Source organism: Rhizobium sp. 10N414 (assembly GCF_056394785.1).
The window spans coordinates 30223-49544 of the sequence record NZ_JBFTIN010000007.1 but is presented as its reverse complement, the minus strand read 5'-3'; the positions used below and the strand labels follow the sequence as shown (position 1 = coordinate 49544).

The following is a 19322-nucleotide window of genomic DNA, read 5'->3' as shown; positions in this document are numbered from 1 at the left end:
GGAGATGGCGCCGGGGCGCCAGGGCGCGAATGGCACGTCAGACGTATTGGAAGGGTTATCTCAAACTGTCACTCGTCACGGCCGCAGTGTCCCTGACACCGGCGACGACGGATAGCAACCAGCTTCGATTTCACGTCCTGAACCGAAAGACGAAGAACCGCGTCGAAAGCCGCTACGTCGACAGCGTCACCCGCAAGCCGATCGCCGACAAGGATCAGGCCCGAGGTTATCCGCGTGGCGAGGACGACTATGTGATTCTCGAGGACAAGGAACTCGATGAAGTCGGGCTCGAAAGCACGAAGACGATCGACATCGACACTTTCGTGCCGCGCGGCTCGATCGATTGGATCTGGTACGACAAACCACATTTTCTGACGCCGGAGGACAAGGTCGGCACCGAAGCCTTCTGCGTGATCCGCGAATCGATGAAGGCAAACGATGTCGTCGGCGTTGCGCGACTTGTTCTCTACCGACGTGAGCGCGCCGTCCTCCTGGAGCCGCAGGGCAAGGGCATCATCCTCTGGACACTGCATTTCGGCGACGAAGTTCGCCCGCCGGCCGCGACACTTGATAGCCACGGCAAAGTGGATGACACGGTGCTCTCCATGATGAAGAAGCTGGTCAAGGATCGAACGGAGGATTGGCAGCCCGCCATGGTGCAGGATCCGATCCAGAAGCGCTTGCGAGCCATGATCCGTGCGAAGCAGAAGAGCCTTGTCAAAGCCACACCGCCTTCATCCAAGCGGCCGGCATCCAAGCCGACGGGCAATGTCGTCAACATCATGGACGCCCTGAAAAAGAGCCTCGCCAAGGAAACGGGACGCCCGAAATCTCATTGAGAGACCGCAGCCGCCTCCGCTACTTTCGCTTCTCAAGGGGAACGGCGGCGGCAAAGAAATCCGCCCATGGATCGCTGCGCAAGGCATCGAGACGTGCCGGAGCGTTGTCGACCGTGAAATAGGCCGGACCGATTTCATCGGTCAGTTCGTTCCACTCAAGCGGCATCGAAACAGCAGCGCCGGGCCGCGCACGCGTCGAATAGGCGGCGACGGCCGTGTTGCCGCGACCGTTGCGCAGATAATCGATGAAGATCTTGCCGTTCCGCTTCGCCTTCGTGGCGGTCGCGAGATACTTGTCGGGGTGATCCCTGGACATGCCGTCGGCCAGCGCCTTGGCGAAAGCCTTGACCGGCGCCCAGCCGGCCTTCGGTTTGAGCGGGCTTACGACGTGCAGCCCCTTGCCGCCGGAGGTTTTGACAAAGGCCGCCAGGCCCGCGGCTTCCAAATGCTCCTTCAATTCGTAGGCAGCGGCGATCACCTCGGCCCAACTAACGTCTTCGGCCGGGTCAAGGTCCATCGTGATCATGTCCGGTCGCTCCCAACTCGCCGTCGTCGCCCCCCAGGGATGGATCTCCAGCACGGCCGATTGGACGAGCGCGACCATCCCGTCGAAGTCGGTGATGCGCAGCAACTTCTCGCCGCCCCTGTCCTTCGGATCGGTGATCTGCTCGATATTGGCGTTCATGCCTTTCCAGGCATGCTTCTGGAAAAACCGCTGATGGCCGGCAATGCCGTCGGGGCAACGCAATAATGCCAATGGCCGCTTGGTCACATAGGGCTCAATGAAGCGCCATACCCGTGCGTAATAGCTGACCAGTCCCTGTTTGGTGATCCCCTCCTCCGGCCAATAGATCCGATCGGGATGGGTGAGCGTGACGCTGGATTGAGGCAGTTCCTGCGCAGTCGTCGTTGTTGCTTCGGGCATAACTTCTTCTGGCGCCTTGTCTTCTCTCAACCCGCGAAACGCGGCGTGCCGCAAATTGTTGTCCGCCGACCATGCCTGAAACTCAACCTCGGCAACAAGCTTCGGTTTCACATAGACCAGCCCGCGACGCTCCTCGGGGGTGAGCTCGTCGTCGAAAGAACTCTCCGTCTGCTCCATCGCCGACAGCGTGTCATAGAGTTCGTGCGCGACATTGACGCTGAAGCCCGTTCCGACCCGGCCAACATGCTCCAGCTTTCCCTTGCGGTAAACGCCCATTGCCAGCGAGCCAATCGCGTTGTTCATCGCACTCGAAGGCACATAGCCGCCGATCACCAGCTCCTGCCGTTGCAGGCATTTCGATTTGACCCAGTCGCTGGTACGTCCCGACACGTACTCGCTGTCAGCCAGTTTCGAGATAATGCCTTCGAGCCCGAGCTGGCGCGCGTGTTCCAGCACAACGGCACCCTTCTCGGTAAAATGCTCGCTATAGCGAAGTCGCGCGTCGACGTCGGCGAGCAGGTCCGCGAGCAAGGCCTTGCGATTGGTCAGTGACACTTGCTGCAGGTCGTATCCATCGAGGTAAAGCAGATCGAAGGCATAGAACACGAACCGATCGTGCCGGGCTTTGCTAAGGTCATTCTGCAAGGCCGAAAAGTCCGAGGCGCCGGTTTCACGCTCGACGACGATTTCACCGTCGAGGATCGCCGCCTTCGCCGGCAGTGCCGTGAAGGCCGCGACGATTTCCGGGCCAAATTTGTCGGTCCAGTCGAGCCCGCTGCGGGTCAGCAGAGTGGCTTTGCCCTTCTCAAGCCGAACCTGCAACCGGTACCCATCGAACTTGATCTCGTGAATCCACCCTTCTCCCGACGGAGGCTTGGCCTTGAGCTTGGCAAGTTCAGGCTCGATGAAGGCAGGCAACGCCGCCTTCTCGGCCCCCTTCGGCCACACCTGACGTTTCGGTCTTGCTTGATTCGCTGCGGGCTTTGAAGAGGCGGACTTTAACGCTCCCTTGGGATGGGAGTTCCAGGTGGCGTCAGGGTGCTTCGCCACCTCCTCGATCTTGCGGCCCGTTTTCACCGATTCAGGTCGCTGCTTGAGAATGTCGCCCTTGTGGCTGGCCTCGGCATCCTCAGCCTTGATCAGCAACCAGTTTTCCTGGCGTTCACCCGGCTTGCCATGCATGCGGACCAGATGCCAGCGGCCGCTCAGTTTCTCGCCGTCAAGGTCGAATTCGAGATGGCCCTTCTTATAGCCCCTGTGCGGATCGCCATTTGGCGTCCATGTGCCGCGATCCCAAACCAGCACCGTGCCGCCTCCGTACTGGCCTTTCGGGATGATGCCTTCGAAGTCGCCATAATCAAGCGGGTGGTCCTCGACATGGACGGCAAGGCGCTTTTCATCGGGGTTGAGGCTTGGACCGCGCGTAACGGCCCAGCTTTTCAGCACGCCGTCGAGCTCGAGCCGGAAGTCATAGTGGAGCCTCGACGCGTCGTGCTTCTGAATGACAAAACGGAGCGCGGCCTGCGCTGGAGGCTTGCCGACACGCCTGCTCCCGCGCGGCTCCGGTGTTACCTTGAAATTGCGTTTGGCTTGATAGGCCTGCAGAGCCATCGTCAGCTCGCCTTCGTCTGTCCGCTATCTGCCCGCGCTGCCTTTCGGGCTCGCGGCTTGGCGCTCAGCTTGGCGCTCTGGCGCAGAGCGTCCATGAGATCGATGACCTTGCCCTGCGGCTTCGGCTTGGCCTTCGGTAGCTCCCTGCCCTCGATCTTCGCCTTGACCAGCTCCGAGAGCGCCATCTCGTATCGATCCTCGTATTCCTGTGGAACGAAGGTGCCTTTCTTTGTGCCGATGATGTGCCCGGCCAGTTCGAGCATTTCCTTGTCGAATTTCATCTCCGGAATGTCCTTGAAGACCGTCTCCGGCTTGCGCACCTCGTAATCGAAGCTCAGCGTCGTTGCGATGATATAGTCGTCCTGCGGCCGGATCAGGACGGTACGGTTGCGGCGGAAGAGCACTGCTTCCGCGATCGCGGCGACCTTCTGATCGCGCATGGCGCGGGCGATCAGACCGAGCGCCTCCTCATCATCCTCGCTGACGGGCGCCAGGTAGTAGGGCTTGTCGAAATAGAGCTTGTTGATCTCGCTGTAGGGTACGAAATTCTGGACGTTGAGGACCTTGTCGCTTTCCGGCATGACGCCAGCCATCTCCTCGCCCTCGATGACGATGTATTCGCCATTGTCCAGCTGGTATCCCTTGACCTGGTCATCCCGCTCAACCGCCTTGCCCGTCTCGCTATCGACGAACTGCCGTTCCACCCGATGGCCGGTCTTCCGGTTGATGATATTGAACGAGATGCGGTCCGAGGTCGAAACCGCCGTATATAATCCTACGCTGCAGACAAGGTCTCCGACCTTGAGATGGCCTTTCCAGCTTGCCCGCGCTGCCATGACATTCCCCCTCAGTTGTCGTTTTGCAGTTTGCGTTTGCGTCGCTGGTCAATGGCTATGATCTTCTCGACGGAGGCGATGTCGTCGCTGGTGACGACTGGAACCGGATCGGACGCGATCGCCTCCAGGACTTCGTCCGAGAGTCCCCCATTCCGAATAACCCATTCCAGCGTCTCGCGAGTCTGACGCTCGGCCTTGAGCTGAGCATAAAGCGCGATGATCAGCCTATCCCGGGCATCCACCTGCTTGCTCTTGCGATCAATTTTCCGGATCTGAGGCACCTGATCACCCGCCTGCTTCGGCAACGAAGGGATTCAATGGATTGGAAGCGAAAAAGTTCCGGCGCACCGCCGCGAGCGCCAGATTTTTTCCTCGTTTGCAACCTGATCGGGCCAAAGCGGAACCGCCGACGCCCTTCAGGCGCTGTCCTCAGTGTTTTGCCGATCTGGTCGGAATGCTGGAACCAGTTGCCGAGACTGGGTCGCTGGCTGGAAATGTGCCTTCCAATCCCTCGTCCAGCTGTTCTTCCATTGCGGTCTGATCGCCGGCGGCACGAGCGCTCGGCCGTGCCTTCAATCGGCCGACGCTGGCCTCTTCCGTGTCGGCCGTAGCCATCTCCGCCATGACAGCCTGGGCTCGTTCAACCGCGTTCCTTGAGTTGAGGGTTTGCTTCTCGTCATTGCGCAATTGGACGGAAACGATCTCCCCTCCATCGCCCACGAATTCAATTGTGAAACCGAGTTTGCCACCCTTCTCGGGAATGACCTGCGTGCCGACGACCTGCATGACGCTCTCCTTCAACTCTTCTTCCGGAGGAAACGAGCGGCCGCAACCGAATGTTCCGAGGCACGTCGACGGCGCGATAGGCAAAAAAAAGCCACCGCTATTCACGGTGGCTGGGAGTTCGAAGGTCAAAACCTCCAGAGGGAACAGTTGCCCATCGACCGGGAGGATGGTCGACATGCGTGAGCAACTGCCGTCAATATGCGATTTTGGCGCCGTCCGCTCAATCAACTAGGCACCGAAATTCCGCTGAGGCGGAAATCATCTTTCCATCGTTTTGGAAAAACGCGCGATATTCTACCAGCAACCGTCCCGGGGGAAGCGGCATCCGTAGTTATGACGTCAGGACGTAGACTGCCTGGCCGGCCCCGTCGACTCGCGCAGGATCAGTTCGACGGGCCACAATTCGTGGATCTCCAGCGGAGACCGTCCTGACAGCAATTGCAGGACAAGATCGGCGCATCGCGTTCCTGCCGCGCGCATCGAAGACCGCGTTGCCGAAAGCGACGGCACCATGTTGTCCGCCGTCAGATACGGAAAGACGTCGTCGTGAGCGATGACCGAAACGTCCCGGCCGATCTGCAGCCCGAGCGAGCGGGCCGCCCGATAGACGCCGAGCGCCGTCATCATGGATCCGGCGACGAAGGCAGTTGGCGGGTTGGGTTGTTCGAGGAAAGATCGAGCGAAGCGGAAGCCAAGCTCGTCGGTGAAATTCCCGCTCGCCATCAGCTGCGGATCGGGCTCGATGCCATGGCTTTGAAGAGCCTTGCGGAAGCCGCTGTCCCGGTGAAGGGCATAGGTCGCGCCCGGCCGACCGTTTATCATCGCAATTCGCCGATGGCCGAGATCGATCAGGTGCGAGGTCGCGCGCATGATCGCAGCTTCGTTATCGATATCAAGCCAGGCGTGCGGCACGTCAATGGCCGACCGGCCATGCACGAGGAAGGGCATGCCGAGCTCGTGGAGCAGCGCGATGCGCTCGTCATTCGGTTTCGGCGAATGCACGATGATCGCGTCGACGCGCCGGCTCTCCACAAGTCGGCGGTAAAGCTGCATCTCGTCTTCCTGGTTCGGATCCGCCATCGGGATGACGAGAATGTCGGTTTCTTCCGCCACCAGCCGCTCCGCCATGCCGGCCATGAATTCGGCGAAGTGGAACTCGCCGGCACGCCCCATCACTACGCCGATCGCGCCCGCCCGACCCGTCTTCAGCCGCACCGCGTTGACGTTCGGGCTGTAGCCCAGTCTGACGGCGGCTTCCGCAACGCGTGCACGCGTGGTCTCGCTCACCTCAGGATAACCACTCAGCGCACGACTGACTGTCGTTGGAGACAATCCGACCTGTTTCGCGAACTCTTTAAGCTTCATTCAACATTGCGTCTTTCGTGCTGGTCCATCTGGCTGATCGCCGCCAAGTGCTGGTCTTGCTTATGGCCTAAGCATAGCAGCTTACAAGCAACCAAACCGTTTTCAATTTTGGATATTCCCCGAAGAGGTATTTCGACCTTTACCCACAACCAAATTGAGCAGCATCTCTATGATTTTGCTTTGTTATCAATATGTGATTGCGGTTGTGCGACTTTGGCACGAGTGCCCGCTTGACTCAATATCGACCTTCTGACAACTTTTTCCAGCCAAACCGTTTTCAATTTTTCCAATGTTTGGTTCTTTTGGGAGGAAGATATGAAGTTTCGTTTCACAGCTGTCGCCGTCGCGGCCGCGTTGATTGGCGTCGCACAACCGTCCTTCGCCGAAAATATCAGCATTTCCGCCAGCTCCACAGGCAAGAACCTGGAGCTCCTCCGCAAGCAGCTCGACGCCTTCGAGAAGGAGACCGGCAACAAGGTCAGCATCGTGACCATGCCGTCCTCCTCGACCGAGCAGTTCTCGCAATACCGCCTGTGGCTCGCCGCCGGCAACAAGGACGTCGACATCTATCAGACCGACGTCATCTGGGCGCCGCAGCTGGCGGATCAGTTCGTCGACCTGAAGGATGCCGCCAAGGATGTCGTCGGCGACTTCTTCCCGTCGATCATCGCTTCGCAGACCGTGAACGGTCGCCTCGTGGCGCTACCGCTCTACACCGACGCGCCGGCGCTCTACTACCGCAAGGACCTGCTCGACAAATACGGCAAGCAGCCGCCGAAGACCTGGGACGAAATGGCGGCAACCGCCAAGGAAATCCAGGAAAAGGAACGCGCCGCCGGCCAGAAAGACCTCTGGGGTTATGTTTTCCAGGGCAATGCCTACGAAGGCCTGACCTGCAACGCGCTCGAATGGGTGAAGTCGTCGGGCGGTGGCCAGATCATCGAACCGGACGGCACGATCTCCATTAACAACGAGAATGCCGCGGCAGCGCTTGACCGCGCCAAGGGATGGATCGGGACGATCTCGCCCGGCGGCGTCCTCGCCTATCAGGAAGAAGAGTCCCGCGGCGTCTGGCAGACCGGCAATGCCGTCTTCATGCGCAACTGGCCATATGCCTATTCCCTCGGCAATGGCGCAGACAGTGCCGTCAAGGGCAAGTTCGATGTAATGACGCTTCCGGTTGCCAAGCAAGGCGACTCGCCGTCATCGACGCTCGGCGGCTGGAATCTCGCAGTCTCCAAATACTCTGAGAACCAGGACGCCGCGATCGCGCTCGCCAAGTTCCTGACCTCCAAGGAGAGCCAGAAACAGCGGGCGATCGAGCTTTCCAACCTGCCGACGCTGTCGGCGCTCTATGACGACAAGGACATCGCCACGGCACAGCCGTTCATGCCGAACTGGAAACCAATCTTCCAGAACGCCGTTCCGCGTCCGTCGGCATCCGCCAAGGTCAAGTACAACGAAGTCTCCTCGAAGTTCTGGACCGCCGTTCACAACTCGCTTTCGGGCAACGGCACGTCCGCAGAAAACCTCGAGCTTCTCGAGGCCGACCTGACATCGCTGAAGGGCGAGAACTGGTAATCGAAGGCATCGGCAGCGGCGGACGTCCCGCCGCTGCCCTTCCCTGAGACGCCACCGTCAATCGCCTCAAGAAGCGGGTACCACATGACTGAAGCCGCAGTTTCCCAAAGCGTCGGATCGCGAGCGCGCGCCGTCAATACCTCGTCGGACTTGCGCGCCGAGCGCATCCGTTCCGCCTGGATATTCCTGGCCCCCACCCTGTTCATTCTTGCCGTCGTCGCCGGATGGCCCCTTTTCAGGACGATCTATTTCAGCTTCACGAACGCATCGCTCACCAACCTCAGCGGCGCCGAGTTCGTCGGCTTCAAGAACTACCTCTCCTGGATCACGCTGAAGAGCGGGCGCACGGTCTATAGCGGCCTGCTCGCCGACCCGAATTGGTGGAAGGCGGTCTGGAACACGATGAAATTCGCGTTCCTGTCGGTGACCATCGAAACCATCCTCGGCCTCATCGTCGCCCTGGTACTGAACGCGAATTTCCCTGGCCGTGGCATCGTCCGGGCCGCCATCCTCATTCCCTGGGCAATCCCGACAATCGTTTCCGCCAAGATGTGGGCCTGGATGCTCAACGACCAGTTCGGCATCCTCAACGACATCCTGCTCGGCATGGGCCTGATCAGCCAGAAGATCGCCTGGACCGCCAATCCCGAGACGGCAATGATCGCGGTGCTGATCGTCGACATCTGGAAGACGACGCCTTTCATGGCGCTTCTCATCCTCGCCGGTCTGCAGATGGTACCTGCCGATATTTACGAGGCGGCAAAGATCGACGGCATCAATCCGATCAAGGTATTCTGGCGCCTGACCCTGCCGCTGGTCCGCCCGGCCATCATGGTCGCCGTGATCTTTCGCATGCTCGACGCTCTGCGCATCTTCGACCTGATCTATGTGCTGACGCCGAACAATGCTCAGACCAAGACCATGTCCGTCATGGCGCGCGAAAACCTCTTCGACTTCGACAAGTTCGCCTATGGGGCGACGGCGTCGACCGTGCTCTTCCTTATCATCGCGACGATCACCGTGCTCTACATGTGGCTCGGTCGCGTCAAACTCGGTGGGAGCGACCGCTGATGCTGCTGACCCTGACCAAGAACACGCTCTTCTATCTGCTCGTCACCGTCATCGTCATAATCGCGGTTTTCCCGTTCTACTATGCGATCCTGACGAGCTTCAAAGCCGGCACTGCCCTTTTCGAGGTCAACTACTGGCCGACCTCGATCTCGCTCACCAACTACACGTCGGTGCTGACCACCGGCAGCTTCATCCGCAGCCTCGGAAACTCGCTGCTCGTCGCCATCCTCGTTGTCGCAGCCTCGCTGCTGCTGGCCGTCACAGCATCCTATGCGCTTGCCCGCGTCAATTTCCGCGGCCGCGCGCTGCTGATGCTGACGATCCTGTCGGTCTCGATGTTCCCGCAGATCGCCGTGCTCGCTGGCCTGTTCGAGCTGATCCGTTGGATCGGCATCTTCAACACGCCCTTCGCGCTGATCTTCTCCTATATGATCTTCACCCTGCCCTTCACGGTCTGGGTTCTGACCACCTTCATGCGCGATCTGCCGATCGAAATCGAGGAAGCGGCGATCGTCGACGGCGCCTCGCCGTGGGTCATCATCACCCAGGTTTTCATGCCGCTGATGTGGCCGGCTCTAGTCACGACCGGTCTGCTTGCCTTCATTACAGCCTGGAACGAATTCCTCTTCGCCCTAACATTCACCTCATCGGACGCTCAGCGAACGGTGCCGGTTGCCATTGCCCTGCTTTCGGGCGGCAGCCAGTTCGAAATCCCGTGGGGCAACATCATGGCAGCATCCGTCATTGTTACGGTCCCTGTCGTTGTCCTGGTCCTGATATTCCAGCGGCGCATCATTTCCGGCCTGACCGCCGGCGGCGTCAAAGGTTGAAGAAAGCACGATATGGCACAGATTCGACTCGACAATATCCGCAAGAGCTTCGGTGCGCTTGAAGTCATCAGGGGCGTCTCGCTCGATATCCGCAAGGGCGAGTTCATGGTCTTCGTCGGCCCGTCCGGCTGCGGTAAGTCCACACTGCTGCGGTTGATCTCCGGGCTGGAGGACATCACCTCGGGCACGCTTTCCTTCGATGGCGAGGCGGTCAACCGCTACGCGCCGTCGAAGCGCGGCATCGCCATGGTCTTCCAATCCTATGCGCTCTATCCGCACATGACCGTGTTCGAAAACATGGCCTTCGGAATGAAGCTCTCGGGACGCACGAAGGAAGAGTGCAAGGCTCGTGTCGAACAAGCAGCCGGCATGCTGCAGCTGTCGCCCTACCTGGAGCGTCTGCCACGCCAACTGTCGGGCGGCCAGCGCCAGCGTGTCGCGATCGGTCGCGCCATCGTCCGCGATCCCAAGGTGTTCCTGTTCGACGAGCCGCTGTCGAACCTCGACGCAGCCCTCCGCGTCGCGACGCGTTTGGAGATCGCCAAGCTTCACCGCAGCATGCACGGCACGACGATGATCTACGTCACCCACGACCAGGTCGAGGCGATGACGCTCGCCGACCGCATCTGCGTTCTGCGGGACGGCGTCGTCGAACAAGTCGGCACGCCACTCGAACTCTACGAGACGCCGAATTCTGTTTTCGTCGCCGGCTTCATCGGTTCGCCGAAGATGAACTTCCTGACCGGTGAGTTCTCGGCACCCTACAATGCCCACACCATCGGCGTTCGCGCCGAGCATATGGAAATCGTTCAGCAGGACGCCGCCTGGCGCGGCACCGTCATTCATTCCGAAATTCTCGGCTCCGACAGCTTCGTTTATCTCGACATCGGCACATCAGAGCCGCTTGTCGTGCGGGAAACGGGCGTCTCCGGCCACCAGCCCGGCCAGAAACTCGGGGTTTCCCCGATGGCTGACCGTGTTCATCGCTTCGACCAATCCGGACGCGCGCTCGAGAGGGTGTTCCTTAAAGGCGCGGCCTGACATCTACCCAAAACCACAGGATCCGCCTCGCCTCCCATCGAGGTCGATCCACCATCTGCATGAAGGAGCAAGACCTTGCCTATTCGCACCATTGTCTGGGGTGAAAACATCCACGAGACCACCAATGCCATCGTTCGGGGCATCTATCCCAAAGGCATGCACACCACCATCGCCAACGCGCTGAATACCGATCCGGCGATCCAGGCGACGACGGCCACGCTGCAGGAGCCCGAGCACGGCCTGACGGAAGCCCGCCTTGCCGAAACCGATGTCCTCACCTGGTGGGGCCACAAGGATCACGGCGCGGTCTCCGACGTTGTCGTCGAGCGCGTCGCCAAGCGCGTCTGGGAAGGCATGGGCCTTCTCGTCCTGCACTCCGGCCACTTCTCGAAGATCTTCAAGCGTCTGATGGGCACCCCCTGCGCGCTGAAGTGGCGCGAAGCCGGCGAGCGCGAGCGTCTGTGGACGATCAACCCGCGCCACCCGATCGCAGCCGGCATCGACGAAAACTTCGTTCTCGAGAACGAGGAAATGTACGGCGAGCAGTTCTCCGTGCCGGAGCCGCTGGAAACCGTCTTCATCTCCTGGTTCCAGGGCGGCGAAGTCTTCCGTTCGGGACTTACCTGGCGTCGTGGCGCCGGTAACATTTTCTACTTCCGCCCTGGCCACGAAACCTATCCGACCTATCATGATGCCAACGTTCAGAAGGTACTCATCAACGGCGTGAAATGGGCTTATAACCCACAGGGCGATCTGAAGAACATCACCGATGCCCCGAATGTTCCGGTCGAAAAGGCTCTCGAGCCGATCGTCGAACGCGGCCCGCGACTGCATCAGGCCGGCGAAGCCGGTTACCGCTGAGGAGCACACATATGCGACTACTCGTTCTTGGCACCGGCTCGATGGCCAGAAACCAGGTTGCCAACTTCCTCGCCATCGACGGCGTGGAAGTTGTCGGCGCCGTCGATACCGACCCGGCGCGCCTCACCGAATTTGCCGATCACTTCCACATCGAGAAGCGCTTCCAGACGCTCGAGGAAGCGATCGCATGGGGTGAATTCGACGCGGCCACCAACGTCACGCCTGATCGCATCCACCACGCGACGAGCCTGGCGCTGATATCAGCCGGCAAGCACGTCTTCTGCGAAAAGCCGCTGGCCGAGCATTACGACCACGCCTTGGAGATGACGGAAGCGGCAGAGGCTGCCGGCGTCATCAACATGGTCAACCTCACCTATCGCAACGTCGCTCCGCTGCAGCGGGCCCGCGAAATGGTATTGGCGGGAGAACTCGGCACCATCAGGCACGTCGAGGCCTCCTACCTGCAAAGCTGGCTGGTCTCGCGCGCCTGGGGCGACTGGCGCACGGAATCGCGCTGGCTGTGGCGCCTGTCGACCGGTCACGGCTCGAACGGCGTGCTCGGCGACGTCGGCATCCACATCCTCGACTTCGCCGCCTATGGCGCGGCGACCGATATCGACCACGTCTTTGCCCGCCTTAAGACCTTTAACAAGGCACCGGGCGGCCAGATCGGCGAGTACCTGCTGGATGCCAACGACAGCTTCACCATGTCGGTCGATTTCACCAATGGTGCACTCGGCGTCATCCATGCGACCCGCTGGGCAACCGGCCATCTCAATGAGCTGAAACTTCGCGTCTATGGCGAAAAGGGCAGCCTTGAGGTCATCCATCGCCCTGACGGTTCCGAACTGCGCGGCTGCTTCGGCGAGGATATCGAGACCGCCACCTGGCGCGACATCGAGGTCCCGGCTGTTCTGACCAACTATCAGCGCTTTGCGGAAGCCGTCAGAACCGGAAAGCAGGACGACCCGACCTTCCGCCACGCCGCTAATCTGCAGAAGGTCCTCGACCTTGCGATCGTGTCGGAGAAGGAGCGGCGGGAGCTCAATCTGCTGGAGGCCTCCGAGCAGGATAGCCCGGCAGACAAGCGGATACCGCCGCTGACCGTCGTGGTCTGACAAAGGCACCTGCGAAAAAGCCAGGCACCTTGATGCGGACATTCATACGACTGTCTCCGTCATGCCGGCCTTGAGCCGGCATCCAGCCGCACGGCGTCCGCGGTGCGAAAAGATCTTTCGCGCGCAAGGACTTGCGCGCGCTGGACCCTGGCTCATGGGCCGGGGTGACGACGGATGGGACATCCGCTTCGATACGCCACAGGAGTTGAACAATGCAGGCCCGCTAGCGCGGGCCTTCATCATTTCAAAACTACCGAAGACGATCCGCGAGCAAACTGATCGAAGCCGCATCGGCATTGGCGAAAGCCAGGCGGAGATAGTGCTCCTGCCCCTCCCCGAAATAGCTCCCAGGTAGGCAAACAACACCGGCCTCCTTCGCCAGACGCCCTGCGACAGCGGCTGAGCTGAGCTCCGCGAACGGGTGGCGGATGAACGCGAAATAGGCGCCAAGCGCACCGATCTCCCAGCCAGGCAATCCGGACATGACGGCCCGCAACGCATCCGCGCGGCGCGCAATCTCCAGGCGATTTCCCGCCCGCCAGTCCGCAAGGATCGGCATTGCCTCGGCAACGGCAACCTGCGCAGCGCGCGGCGCGCAGATCTGCATGTTGTCCATGACCTTGGTAATCTCGGCAACGACGTTAACGCCGGCGGTGATCGCTCCGAGACGATGGCCGGGAATGCAGAAGGACTTCGAGAAGCTGTAGAGCAGGATCAGCGTGTCTTCCCAGCCGGGGATGCCAAGCAACGGATGCGGGGCGCCATAGCCTTCGGGAAGGAAGTCGCGATAGGTTTCGTCGACGATCAGCCACGCCCCATGCTTGCGGCAGAGGTTAAACAGTTCCAGCAGCAATTCAGGCGGATAGACAGCGCCCGTCGGATTGTTCGGCGTGACCACCGCCAAGACCTTGGCGCCGGCCGCGAGCGCCTTTTCGGCCGGCTGCACCTCAGGCAGGAAGCCATTTTCCGTATTGCAGTCGACGAGAACGCGCTTGATGCCGAGCATCGACAGCGTCGTCTCCTGATTGAAATAGAACGGGTTGGTCAGCGCCACGGTATCGCCGGAACCGACGAGCGCGATGGCCACCGACATGAAGGCCTGGTTGCAGCCCGCAGTGATATGGATATTGGCGGCAGCAACGGACGCCCCATAGACGTCAGACATATGCCGGGCATAGGCGTCTCTCAGCACGCCCTCGCCCTCGATCGGCCCATAGCCCGTCGTCTTCGGCGAAGATGCCGCTTCGCCGAGCAGCCGCAACATTTCGGGATGGGCTGGATAACCGGGCACCGCCTGCGAGAGATCGACCAGTGGACCTTTGCCGCCCTTGTATTCGCGAGCCCAGGCGAGAACCGAGGGAATGGGTGGCGGAGACAGGCGGGAAACAAGCGGATTGGCCAAGGCAGACATGCAGATCTCTTCTCGAACGAGGTGAACCATCACTCCTGCACGGAATGGGCTTGCTCGGCAACCTGCATTCAAGAATGCCGCACAGGGATCGTCAGGAGCCGCAACAGGCCTTGAGCTTTGACAGCTTCGGCACCTCGATATGCCTGTTGGCGACGATCGAGATCACGCCGTCGGTTCTCAGCTTCGACAGCTGGCGGGAAACCGTTTCGACGGTCAGCCCCAGGAAGTCGGCAATGTCGGCCCGCGACAAAGGCAGCTCGAACCGGCGCTTTTCGCCGACAGTTTCGGGATCGAGATGGGTGGCGATCAGCAACAGGAAACTAGCAACCTTCTCGGCGGCCGTCTTGCGTCCGAGCGTTACCATCCAGTCCCGCGCTTCGTCCAGCTCACGCAGCGCCTGCGCCATCAGCCGCTCGGCCAGTGCGGGATTACTCTTGACCATGCGCTCCAGCGCGGCCTTCGGAATGCGACAGAGGTTGACGTCGGAGGCAGCCTCCACCGACACGGCATTCTCATTCGCATTGAGCCTGCCGAGAAGGTCAGGAGCGAACTGCAGGCCGACGATCTGCTGTCGTCCGTCTTCCAGCCTCTTAGTAAGCTTCACGACGCCGCGGATCACGGTGGCATAGGATTCGGCCGGCATCTTCTCGCCAGCGAGCTCGTCGCCGGATTGATAATTGACCAGGCGTGTATGCGCGGAAAGCATCAGCAGCTCCTCAGCGCTGAGCGCACCGCACACGCCCTTGTGGCGGATCTCACAGCTCATGCAACGCACTGGTATGTTTGAATTATGTATGTCTTTGCGCATCAAAATCAGCTCCGCGCAAAAGCATAGACCACGGCCATGGCGAGAGAACAGCAATTTCTTGATCGTGGTCAAAGTGTCACGATGCAGCGGCGCGCTACGCCGTTCCCCAGCGATCGGCCGGCTTCTGCTTCCTGACCCCTATCGAGGCACCAAATTGCCGCAGGCCTCACTTGCCGATTGCCCAGACAGCCGACCGGATTATAGTGATTTCAGAAATTTCTGAAATTACAGACATTACGGAGACCGATATGAATCTCCCACCACTGGTTCAATCCTTTGTTCTGCATTTCGGTGAAATGGGCTCGCGCTGGGGCATCAACCGCACGGTCGGCCAGATCTACGCCCTGCTCTACGTGTCGCCTTCACCGCTCTGTGCCGAGGAAATTGCCGATGCCCTCAGCATTTCGCGCTCGAACGTCTCGATGAGCCTGCGCGAACTGCAGACTTGGAACCTCGTCCTGCTGAAACACAAACCGGATGACCGGCGCGACTTCTTCACCACCCCGGACGACGTTTGGCAGATCCTGCGAACGCTGGCGGAAGAGCGCAAGAAACGCGAGGTCGATCCGACGCTCTCGGTGCTGCGGGAAATCCTGATGCAGCGCCCGGCAAGCGATGCCGAGCGCCATGCCCAAGAGCGCATGAGCGAGATGCACGCCCTGATCGAGCAGCTAACGCATTGGTACGAAGACGTAAAACAACTTGAAACAGAGCGGCTTGCAACGTTACTCTCCTTAGGTGCGAAAGTGACGAAGCTGCTAGAGGCCAAGGACCGAGTCGTTTCGCTCGGCCGCGGCCGCCGGCCCAATCCTGCGAACAAGAGTTAGCGCTATGGCAAGTGCTTGCTTAGACGCAAACGGAAAGCAGGCTTTCGGCAAGCCGTCGAAACCTGTGCCCAGACATGGTGGGCTACGCAAGGCAGCGGCTGTCCAGACCCTGGCATCGCTCATCTGGATCCCGCAGGCAGCGCTTCTCGCAACGGCAGTCGGCCGCATCGCGAACGGTGGCGGCTTCAACGACGTCTTGTGGCTCGCCATCTATATTGCACTGCTCGGGATAGTAAAAAGCTGCCTCGAGGCCACCGGTGGCCGTATGGCATTTCGCGCAGCGCGCGCCGAATTGTCGATGCGGCGTGAACTGGCCGTCGCAGCCCTCGCCCGACGCTCGCCGATCGACAGCAAAAGACCTAGCTCCGGCGAAGCCGCAAGCATCATCGGCGAGCAAGCCGATATGATCGTTCCCTATCTCTCGCGCTTCCAACCCGCCCGCTTCAAGGCGAGTGCAGTGCCGCTCGTCATCCTTGCCTGCGTGTTCCCCATTTCCTGGATTGCAGCTCTCATTCTCCTTTTTGCCATGCCGCTGATCCCGATCTTCATGGCATTGATCGGCTGGCGTGCGCAGGCGGTGAGTGAGAAGCAGTTGGCGGCGACTGGCGGCCTTAACGGTTTCCTCCTCGATCGCCTGCGTGGCATGGCCACGATCCGTTCGCTTCGTGCCGTCGATGCCACCGCGACGAGGCTCAGAGCCGATGCAGACTCGCTGAAGGCCCGCACCATGGCCGTTCTGAAAATCGCCTTCCTGTCGTCGGCGGTTCTCGAGCTTTTCGCTGCGCTGGGCGTCGCGCTGGTCGCCGTCTATGTCGGCTTCTCCCTGCTCGGCGAGATCCGTTTCGGTGCCTGGGCCAGTGGTTTCGACCTGACGAGCGGTCTCTTCGTGTTGCTGCTTGCACCCGCCTTCTTCGAGCCGCTGCGCGAGCTCTCGGCTGTCTGGCATGACCGTGCCGCCGGCGAAGCGGCGATCAAGGCGATCGAAGCGCTGAGCGCGGATGGACTCCAACTGCCCATCGTAAGCGATACATCCGCACCCCAAACTGCAGCTGGTGCCATCCGCCTGGAGAATATCGGCTTCCGCTACAGCGAGGGCAGCAACGCCGCCATCGATACCTTCAATTTGAGCATTCGCCCCGGCGAGCATGTTGCTTTGCTCGGCGCCAGCGGCTCCGGCAAATCGACCCTGCTCGCACTGATCGCCGGCCACGCCGCCTGTGAGACCGGCGGCGTCACCCTCGACGGACAACCAGCCAGCCCCGCCCTTCAGGCCAAGATCTCCTGGGTCGGCCAGAAGCCGCATATTTTTGCCGGCACGGTCGCCGGTAACATTTCGCTCGGCCGGCCCGGCGTCTCCATGCAGGCCGTGGCAAGAGCCCTTGATCTCGCAAAGCTCGGCCGCTTCGCCCGCAGCCACGCTCGCCGTCCGCTTGGCGATGGAGGCACGGGAGTGTCCGGCGGCGAAGCCCTGCGCATCGCCATCGCCCGCGCCGCCTGTAATGCGGAGGGCTGCATCGTACTTGCGGACGAGCCGACCGCCCATCTCGACGCCGAAACCGCACGCGACATCACCGAGAGCCTGCTCGCTCTGGCCAAGGGCCGCACCCTTGTCGTCGCAACCCATGACCCACAGCTTGCCGCACGCATGGGCCGGACGGTCGTCCTTGATCGCGAAATTGCACGGGAGGCCGCCGAGTGAGCACATCGCTTTCCAGCCTCAAGCCGATCGTTAGGCTTTTCCTGACCGCACGCCGCCGCGGTCTGCTTCTTGGGGCCGCACTTTCCGCGACCACCGTTTCCGCGGGGATTGCCCTGCTCGGCCTCTCCGGCTGGTTCATCACCGCAACCGGCATCGCCGGACTTTCGGCCGCAACGATTGCCACCTTCGACATCTTCATGCCGTCGGCCGGCATTCGCCTGCTTGCACTCGGCCGAACCGCCTCACGCTACGGCGAACGGCTGGCCACTCATGACGCAACGCTGAGCGTCCTCGCGGCTCTGCGCGAACGGCTGTTCCGTGGATGGGCCGCGCCCGGTGCCGCACGCGAGCTCGCACGCCGACCGGCCCGCCTGCTCTTCCGCCTGACGGGCGACATTGATGCACTCGATTCCCTTTACCTACGCGTGCTGGTACCCGCGGGCGTCGCTATTGTCGCAGCGTTTGCAACAAGCGTCGCGCTTGGTCTCATGGATCGGCTTTTTGGACTGGCTGCCGGCAGTGTCTTGCTCGTCGCAGGTCTCGGCATTCCGCTGTTTGCTGGACGCCGGGCAACGAAGCACGCCCGTCGACGCACCCACGGCATCGAAGCCATTCGCGCCCGCACCATCGATCTCGTTGCCGGGCAGACCGACTTGCTGATGGCCGGACGCCTCGACGCGCAGCGTACGGCGATTGCCGATGCCGACCACTACGCCGCGGCCGCCGACGACCGCCTAAACCGCATCGAAGCCGGCATCACAATCGGCCTTGGTTTCACCGCCACTGCGTTGCTGACCGGTGCGCTGCTGGCAGTCGCGGCATTGGCCCATGGGGGCGCAGTCAGCCCACCAGTCGCCGTGCTTGGAATCCTGATCGCCTTCGCCRCTGTCGAGCCCTTTGGTGCCTTGCGCCGTGGGGCGATGGAACTTGGCCGTACGCTTATTGCTGCCCGCCGCATCGCGCCCCGCCTGTCGGCAGATGATGAAGAACTACACCACAGCGCCGCGCCACTTCCCGGCTTTGCGCTTCGCCTGAGCCGCGTCAGCGCGGGACACGACACGGAAACACCCGTGCTTCACAATATCGATCTCGATCTGCAATTGGGGGAGAAGCTCGCCCTAGTTGGCACCAGCGGCGCCGGAAAATCAACACTTCTTTCCCTCCTCGCAGCCGAAATGCGCGCCAGCCAAGGAAGCGTCGAGTGCCTCGACGCCACCCTGCTGACGCAGCGAACGGAGCTTTTCCAAGATAGCCTTCGCGGCAATCTCCTGCTTGCAAGCCCCGATGCACCAGACACCGCCCTGCGCGAGGCGCTCGCCGCGGCGGGCCTCTTGCAGGATGTCGCAGCTTTGCCGCGCGGCCTCGACACGCCGCTTGGCGAAGGCGGCATGGGGCTCTCGGGTGGTCAGTCGCGCCGCCTTGCCCTCGCCCGCCTCTTCCTGCGCGACACGCCGCTCTGGCTGCTGGATGAGCCGACGGAAGGTCTCGATGGCGCCACCGCGCGCGACGTCATCCGCCGTCTGGTGGAGAAGGCGAACGGACGCTCGCTCGTCATCGCCACACATATCCGTCGCGAAGCCGCGATAGCCGATGCCATCGCGGTCATGGAGGATGGTCGCATCACAGAAGTTTCACGCCGTGGAGAGACGGCGTTCGAAAAGGCTTTGAACCGGCTGAGACCGGACTGAGTCACACGACATGGCCGCCAGGCAA

General features: G+C 61.2%; 18 protein-coding genes. 10 read left to right on the top strand and 8 right to left on the bottom strand.

Annotation, left to right across the window (positions count from 1 at the left end; translation table 11 throughout):
- Positions 1-29: 29 nt before the first annotated feature.
- Entirely contained in the window at positions 30-839 is an 810-nt protein-coding gene (gene ku, locus AC1DE4_RS09290; protein WP_018857141.1) for a non-homologous end joining protein Ku, read from the top strand.
- Positions 840-858: 19 nt separating this feature from the next.
- On the opposite strand, the gene ligD is transcribed toward ku (AC1DE4_RS09290), so the two are convergent.
- From ligD to AC1DE4_RS09260, 6 genes are all read right to left on the bottom strand, one after another.
- Positions 859-3375: a DNA ligase D gene (gene ligD / locus AC1DE4_RS09285; protein ID WP_169681497.1), complete on the bottom strand. Its 2517-nt coding sequence runs from the start codon at positions 3373-3375 to the stop codon at positions 859-861.
- 2 nt (positions 3376-3377) lie between these two features.
- Positions 3378-4211 (bottom strand): non-homologous end joining protein Ku, encoded by an 834-nt coding sequence (ku, locus tag AC1DE4_RS09280; protein ID WP_169681499.1) that lies wholly within the window; start codon positions 4209-4211, stop codon positions 3378-3380.
- An 11-nt stretch (positions 4212-4222) separates the two neighbouring features.
- Complete coding sequence (locus AC1DE4_RS09275; RefSeq protein WP_026371785.1) at positions 4223-4492, bottom strand: hypothetical protein; 270 nt, start codon at positions 4490-4492, stop codon at positions 4223-4225.
- 148 nt (positions 4493-4640) lie between these two features.
- The gene (locus AC1DE4_RS09270; protein ID WP_026371786.1) at positions 4641-4997 is read right to left on the bottom strand and encodes a hypothetical protein; all 357 of its coding nucleotides are present in this window, start codon (positions 4995-4997) and stop codon (positions 4641-4643) included.
- Positions 4998-5336: 339 nt separating this feature from the next.
- The gene (locus AC1DE4_RS09265) at positions 5337-6362 is read right to left on the bottom strand and encodes a substrate-binding domain-containing protein (protein WP_018857145.1); all 1026 of its coding nucleotides are present in this window, start codon (positions 6360-6362) and stop codon (positions 5337-5339) included.
- Positions 6363-6529: 167 nt separating this feature from the next.
- Positions 6530-6760: a hypothetical protein gene (locus AC1DE4_RS09260; RefSeq protein ID WP_477881127.1), complete on the bottom strand. Its 231-nt coding sequence runs from the start codon at positions 6758-6760 to the stop codon at positions 6530-6532.
- On the opposite strand from AC1DE4_RS09260, the gene AC1DE4_RS09255 reads away from it, so the two are divergent.
- From AC1DE4_RS09255 to AC1DE4_RS09230, 6 genes are all read left to right on the top strand, one after another.
- Positions 6678-7943 (top strand): ABC transporter substrate-binding protein, encoded by a 1266-nt coding sequence (locus AC1DE4_RS09255; protein ID WP_477881125.1) that lies wholly within the window; start codon positions 6678-6680, stop codon positions 7941-7943. The genes AC1DE4_RS09260 and AC1DE4_RS09255 overlap by 83 nt on opposite strands.
- A gap of 84 nt (positions 7944-8027) precedes the next feature.
- Positions 8028-9014, top strand: coding sequence for a carbohydrate ABC transporter permease (locus tag AC1DE4_RS09250; RefSeq protein WP_018857147.1), 987 nt, complete (start codon positions 8028-8030; stop codon positions 9012-9014).
- On the top strand, positions 9014-9844 hold the full coding sequence (locus tag AC1DE4_RS09245) for a carbohydrate ABC transporter permease (protein ID WP_018116605.1): 831 nt from the start codon (positions 9014-9016) through the stop codon (positions 9842-9844). The genes AC1DE4_RS09250 and AC1DE4_RS09245 overlap by 1 nt, the downstream gene beginning before the upstream one ends.
- A 12-nt stretch (positions 9845-9856) precedes the next feature.
- Positions 9857-10885, top strand: a complete 1029-nt coding sequence (locus tag AC1DE4_RS09240; protein ID WP_113471559.1) for an ABC transporter ATP-binding protein — start codon at positions 9857-9859, stop codon at positions 10883-10885.
- A 75-nt stretch (positions 10886-10960) separates the two neighbouring features.
- Positions 10961-11746: a ThuA domain-containing protein gene (locus AC1DE4_RS09235; protein ID WP_169681503.1), complete on the top strand. Its 786-nt coding sequence runs from the start codon at positions 10961-10963 to the stop codon at positions 11744-11746.
- Between the two features lie 11 nt (positions 11747-11757).
- On the top strand, positions 11758-12864 hold the full coding sequence (locus AC1DE4_RS09230) for a Gfo/Idh/MocA family protein (protein ID WP_018857150.1): 1107 nt from the start codon (positions 11758-11760) through the stop codon (positions 12862-12864).
- A 250-nt stretch (positions 12865-13114) separates the two neighbouring features.
- Here AC1DE4_RS09230 and AC1DE4_RS09225 read toward each other — a convergent pair whose 3' ends face one another.
- On the bottom strand, positions 13115-14275 hold the full coding sequence (locus tag AC1DE4_RS09225) for an aminotransferase (RefSeq protein ID WP_169681505.1): 1161 nt from the start codon (positions 14273-14275) through the stop codon (positions 13115-13117).
- Between the two features lie 91 nt (positions 14276-14366).
- Positions 14367-15041: a Crp/Fnr family transcriptional regulator gene (locus AC1DE4_RS09220; protein WP_051085590.1), complete on the bottom strand. Its 675-nt coding sequence runs from the start codon at positions 15039-15041 to the stop codon at positions 14367-14369.
- A 290-nt stretch (positions 15042-15331) separates the two neighbouring features.
- Here AC1DE4_RS09220 and AC1DE4_RS09215 point away from each other — a divergent pair, with 290 nt between their 5' ends.
- From AC1DE4_RS09215 to cydC, 3 genes are read left to right on the top strand one after another with little or no spacing between them, the layout of a single operon-like run.
- Positions 15332-15910, top strand: a complete 579-nt coding sequence (locus tag AC1DE4_RS09215; protein ID WP_018857153.1) for a GbsR/MarR family transcriptional regulator — start codon at positions 15332-15334, stop codon at positions 15908-15910.
- A gap of 4 nt (positions 15911-15914) precedes the next feature.
- On the top strand, positions 15915-17609 hold the full coding sequence (gene cydD / locus AC1DE4_RS09210) for a thiol reductant ABC exporter subunit CydD (protein ID WP_169681507.1): 1695 nt from the start codon (positions 15915-15917) through the stop codon (positions 17607-17609).
- Entirely contained in the window at positions 17606-19297 is a 1692-nt protein-coding gene (cydC, locus tag AC1DE4_RS09205) for a thiol reductant ABC exporter subunit CydC (RefSeq protein ID WP_477881123.1), read from the top strand. The genes cydD and cydC overlap by 4 nt, the downstream gene beginning before the upstream one ends.
- Positions 19298-19322 lie beyond the last annotated feature (25 nt).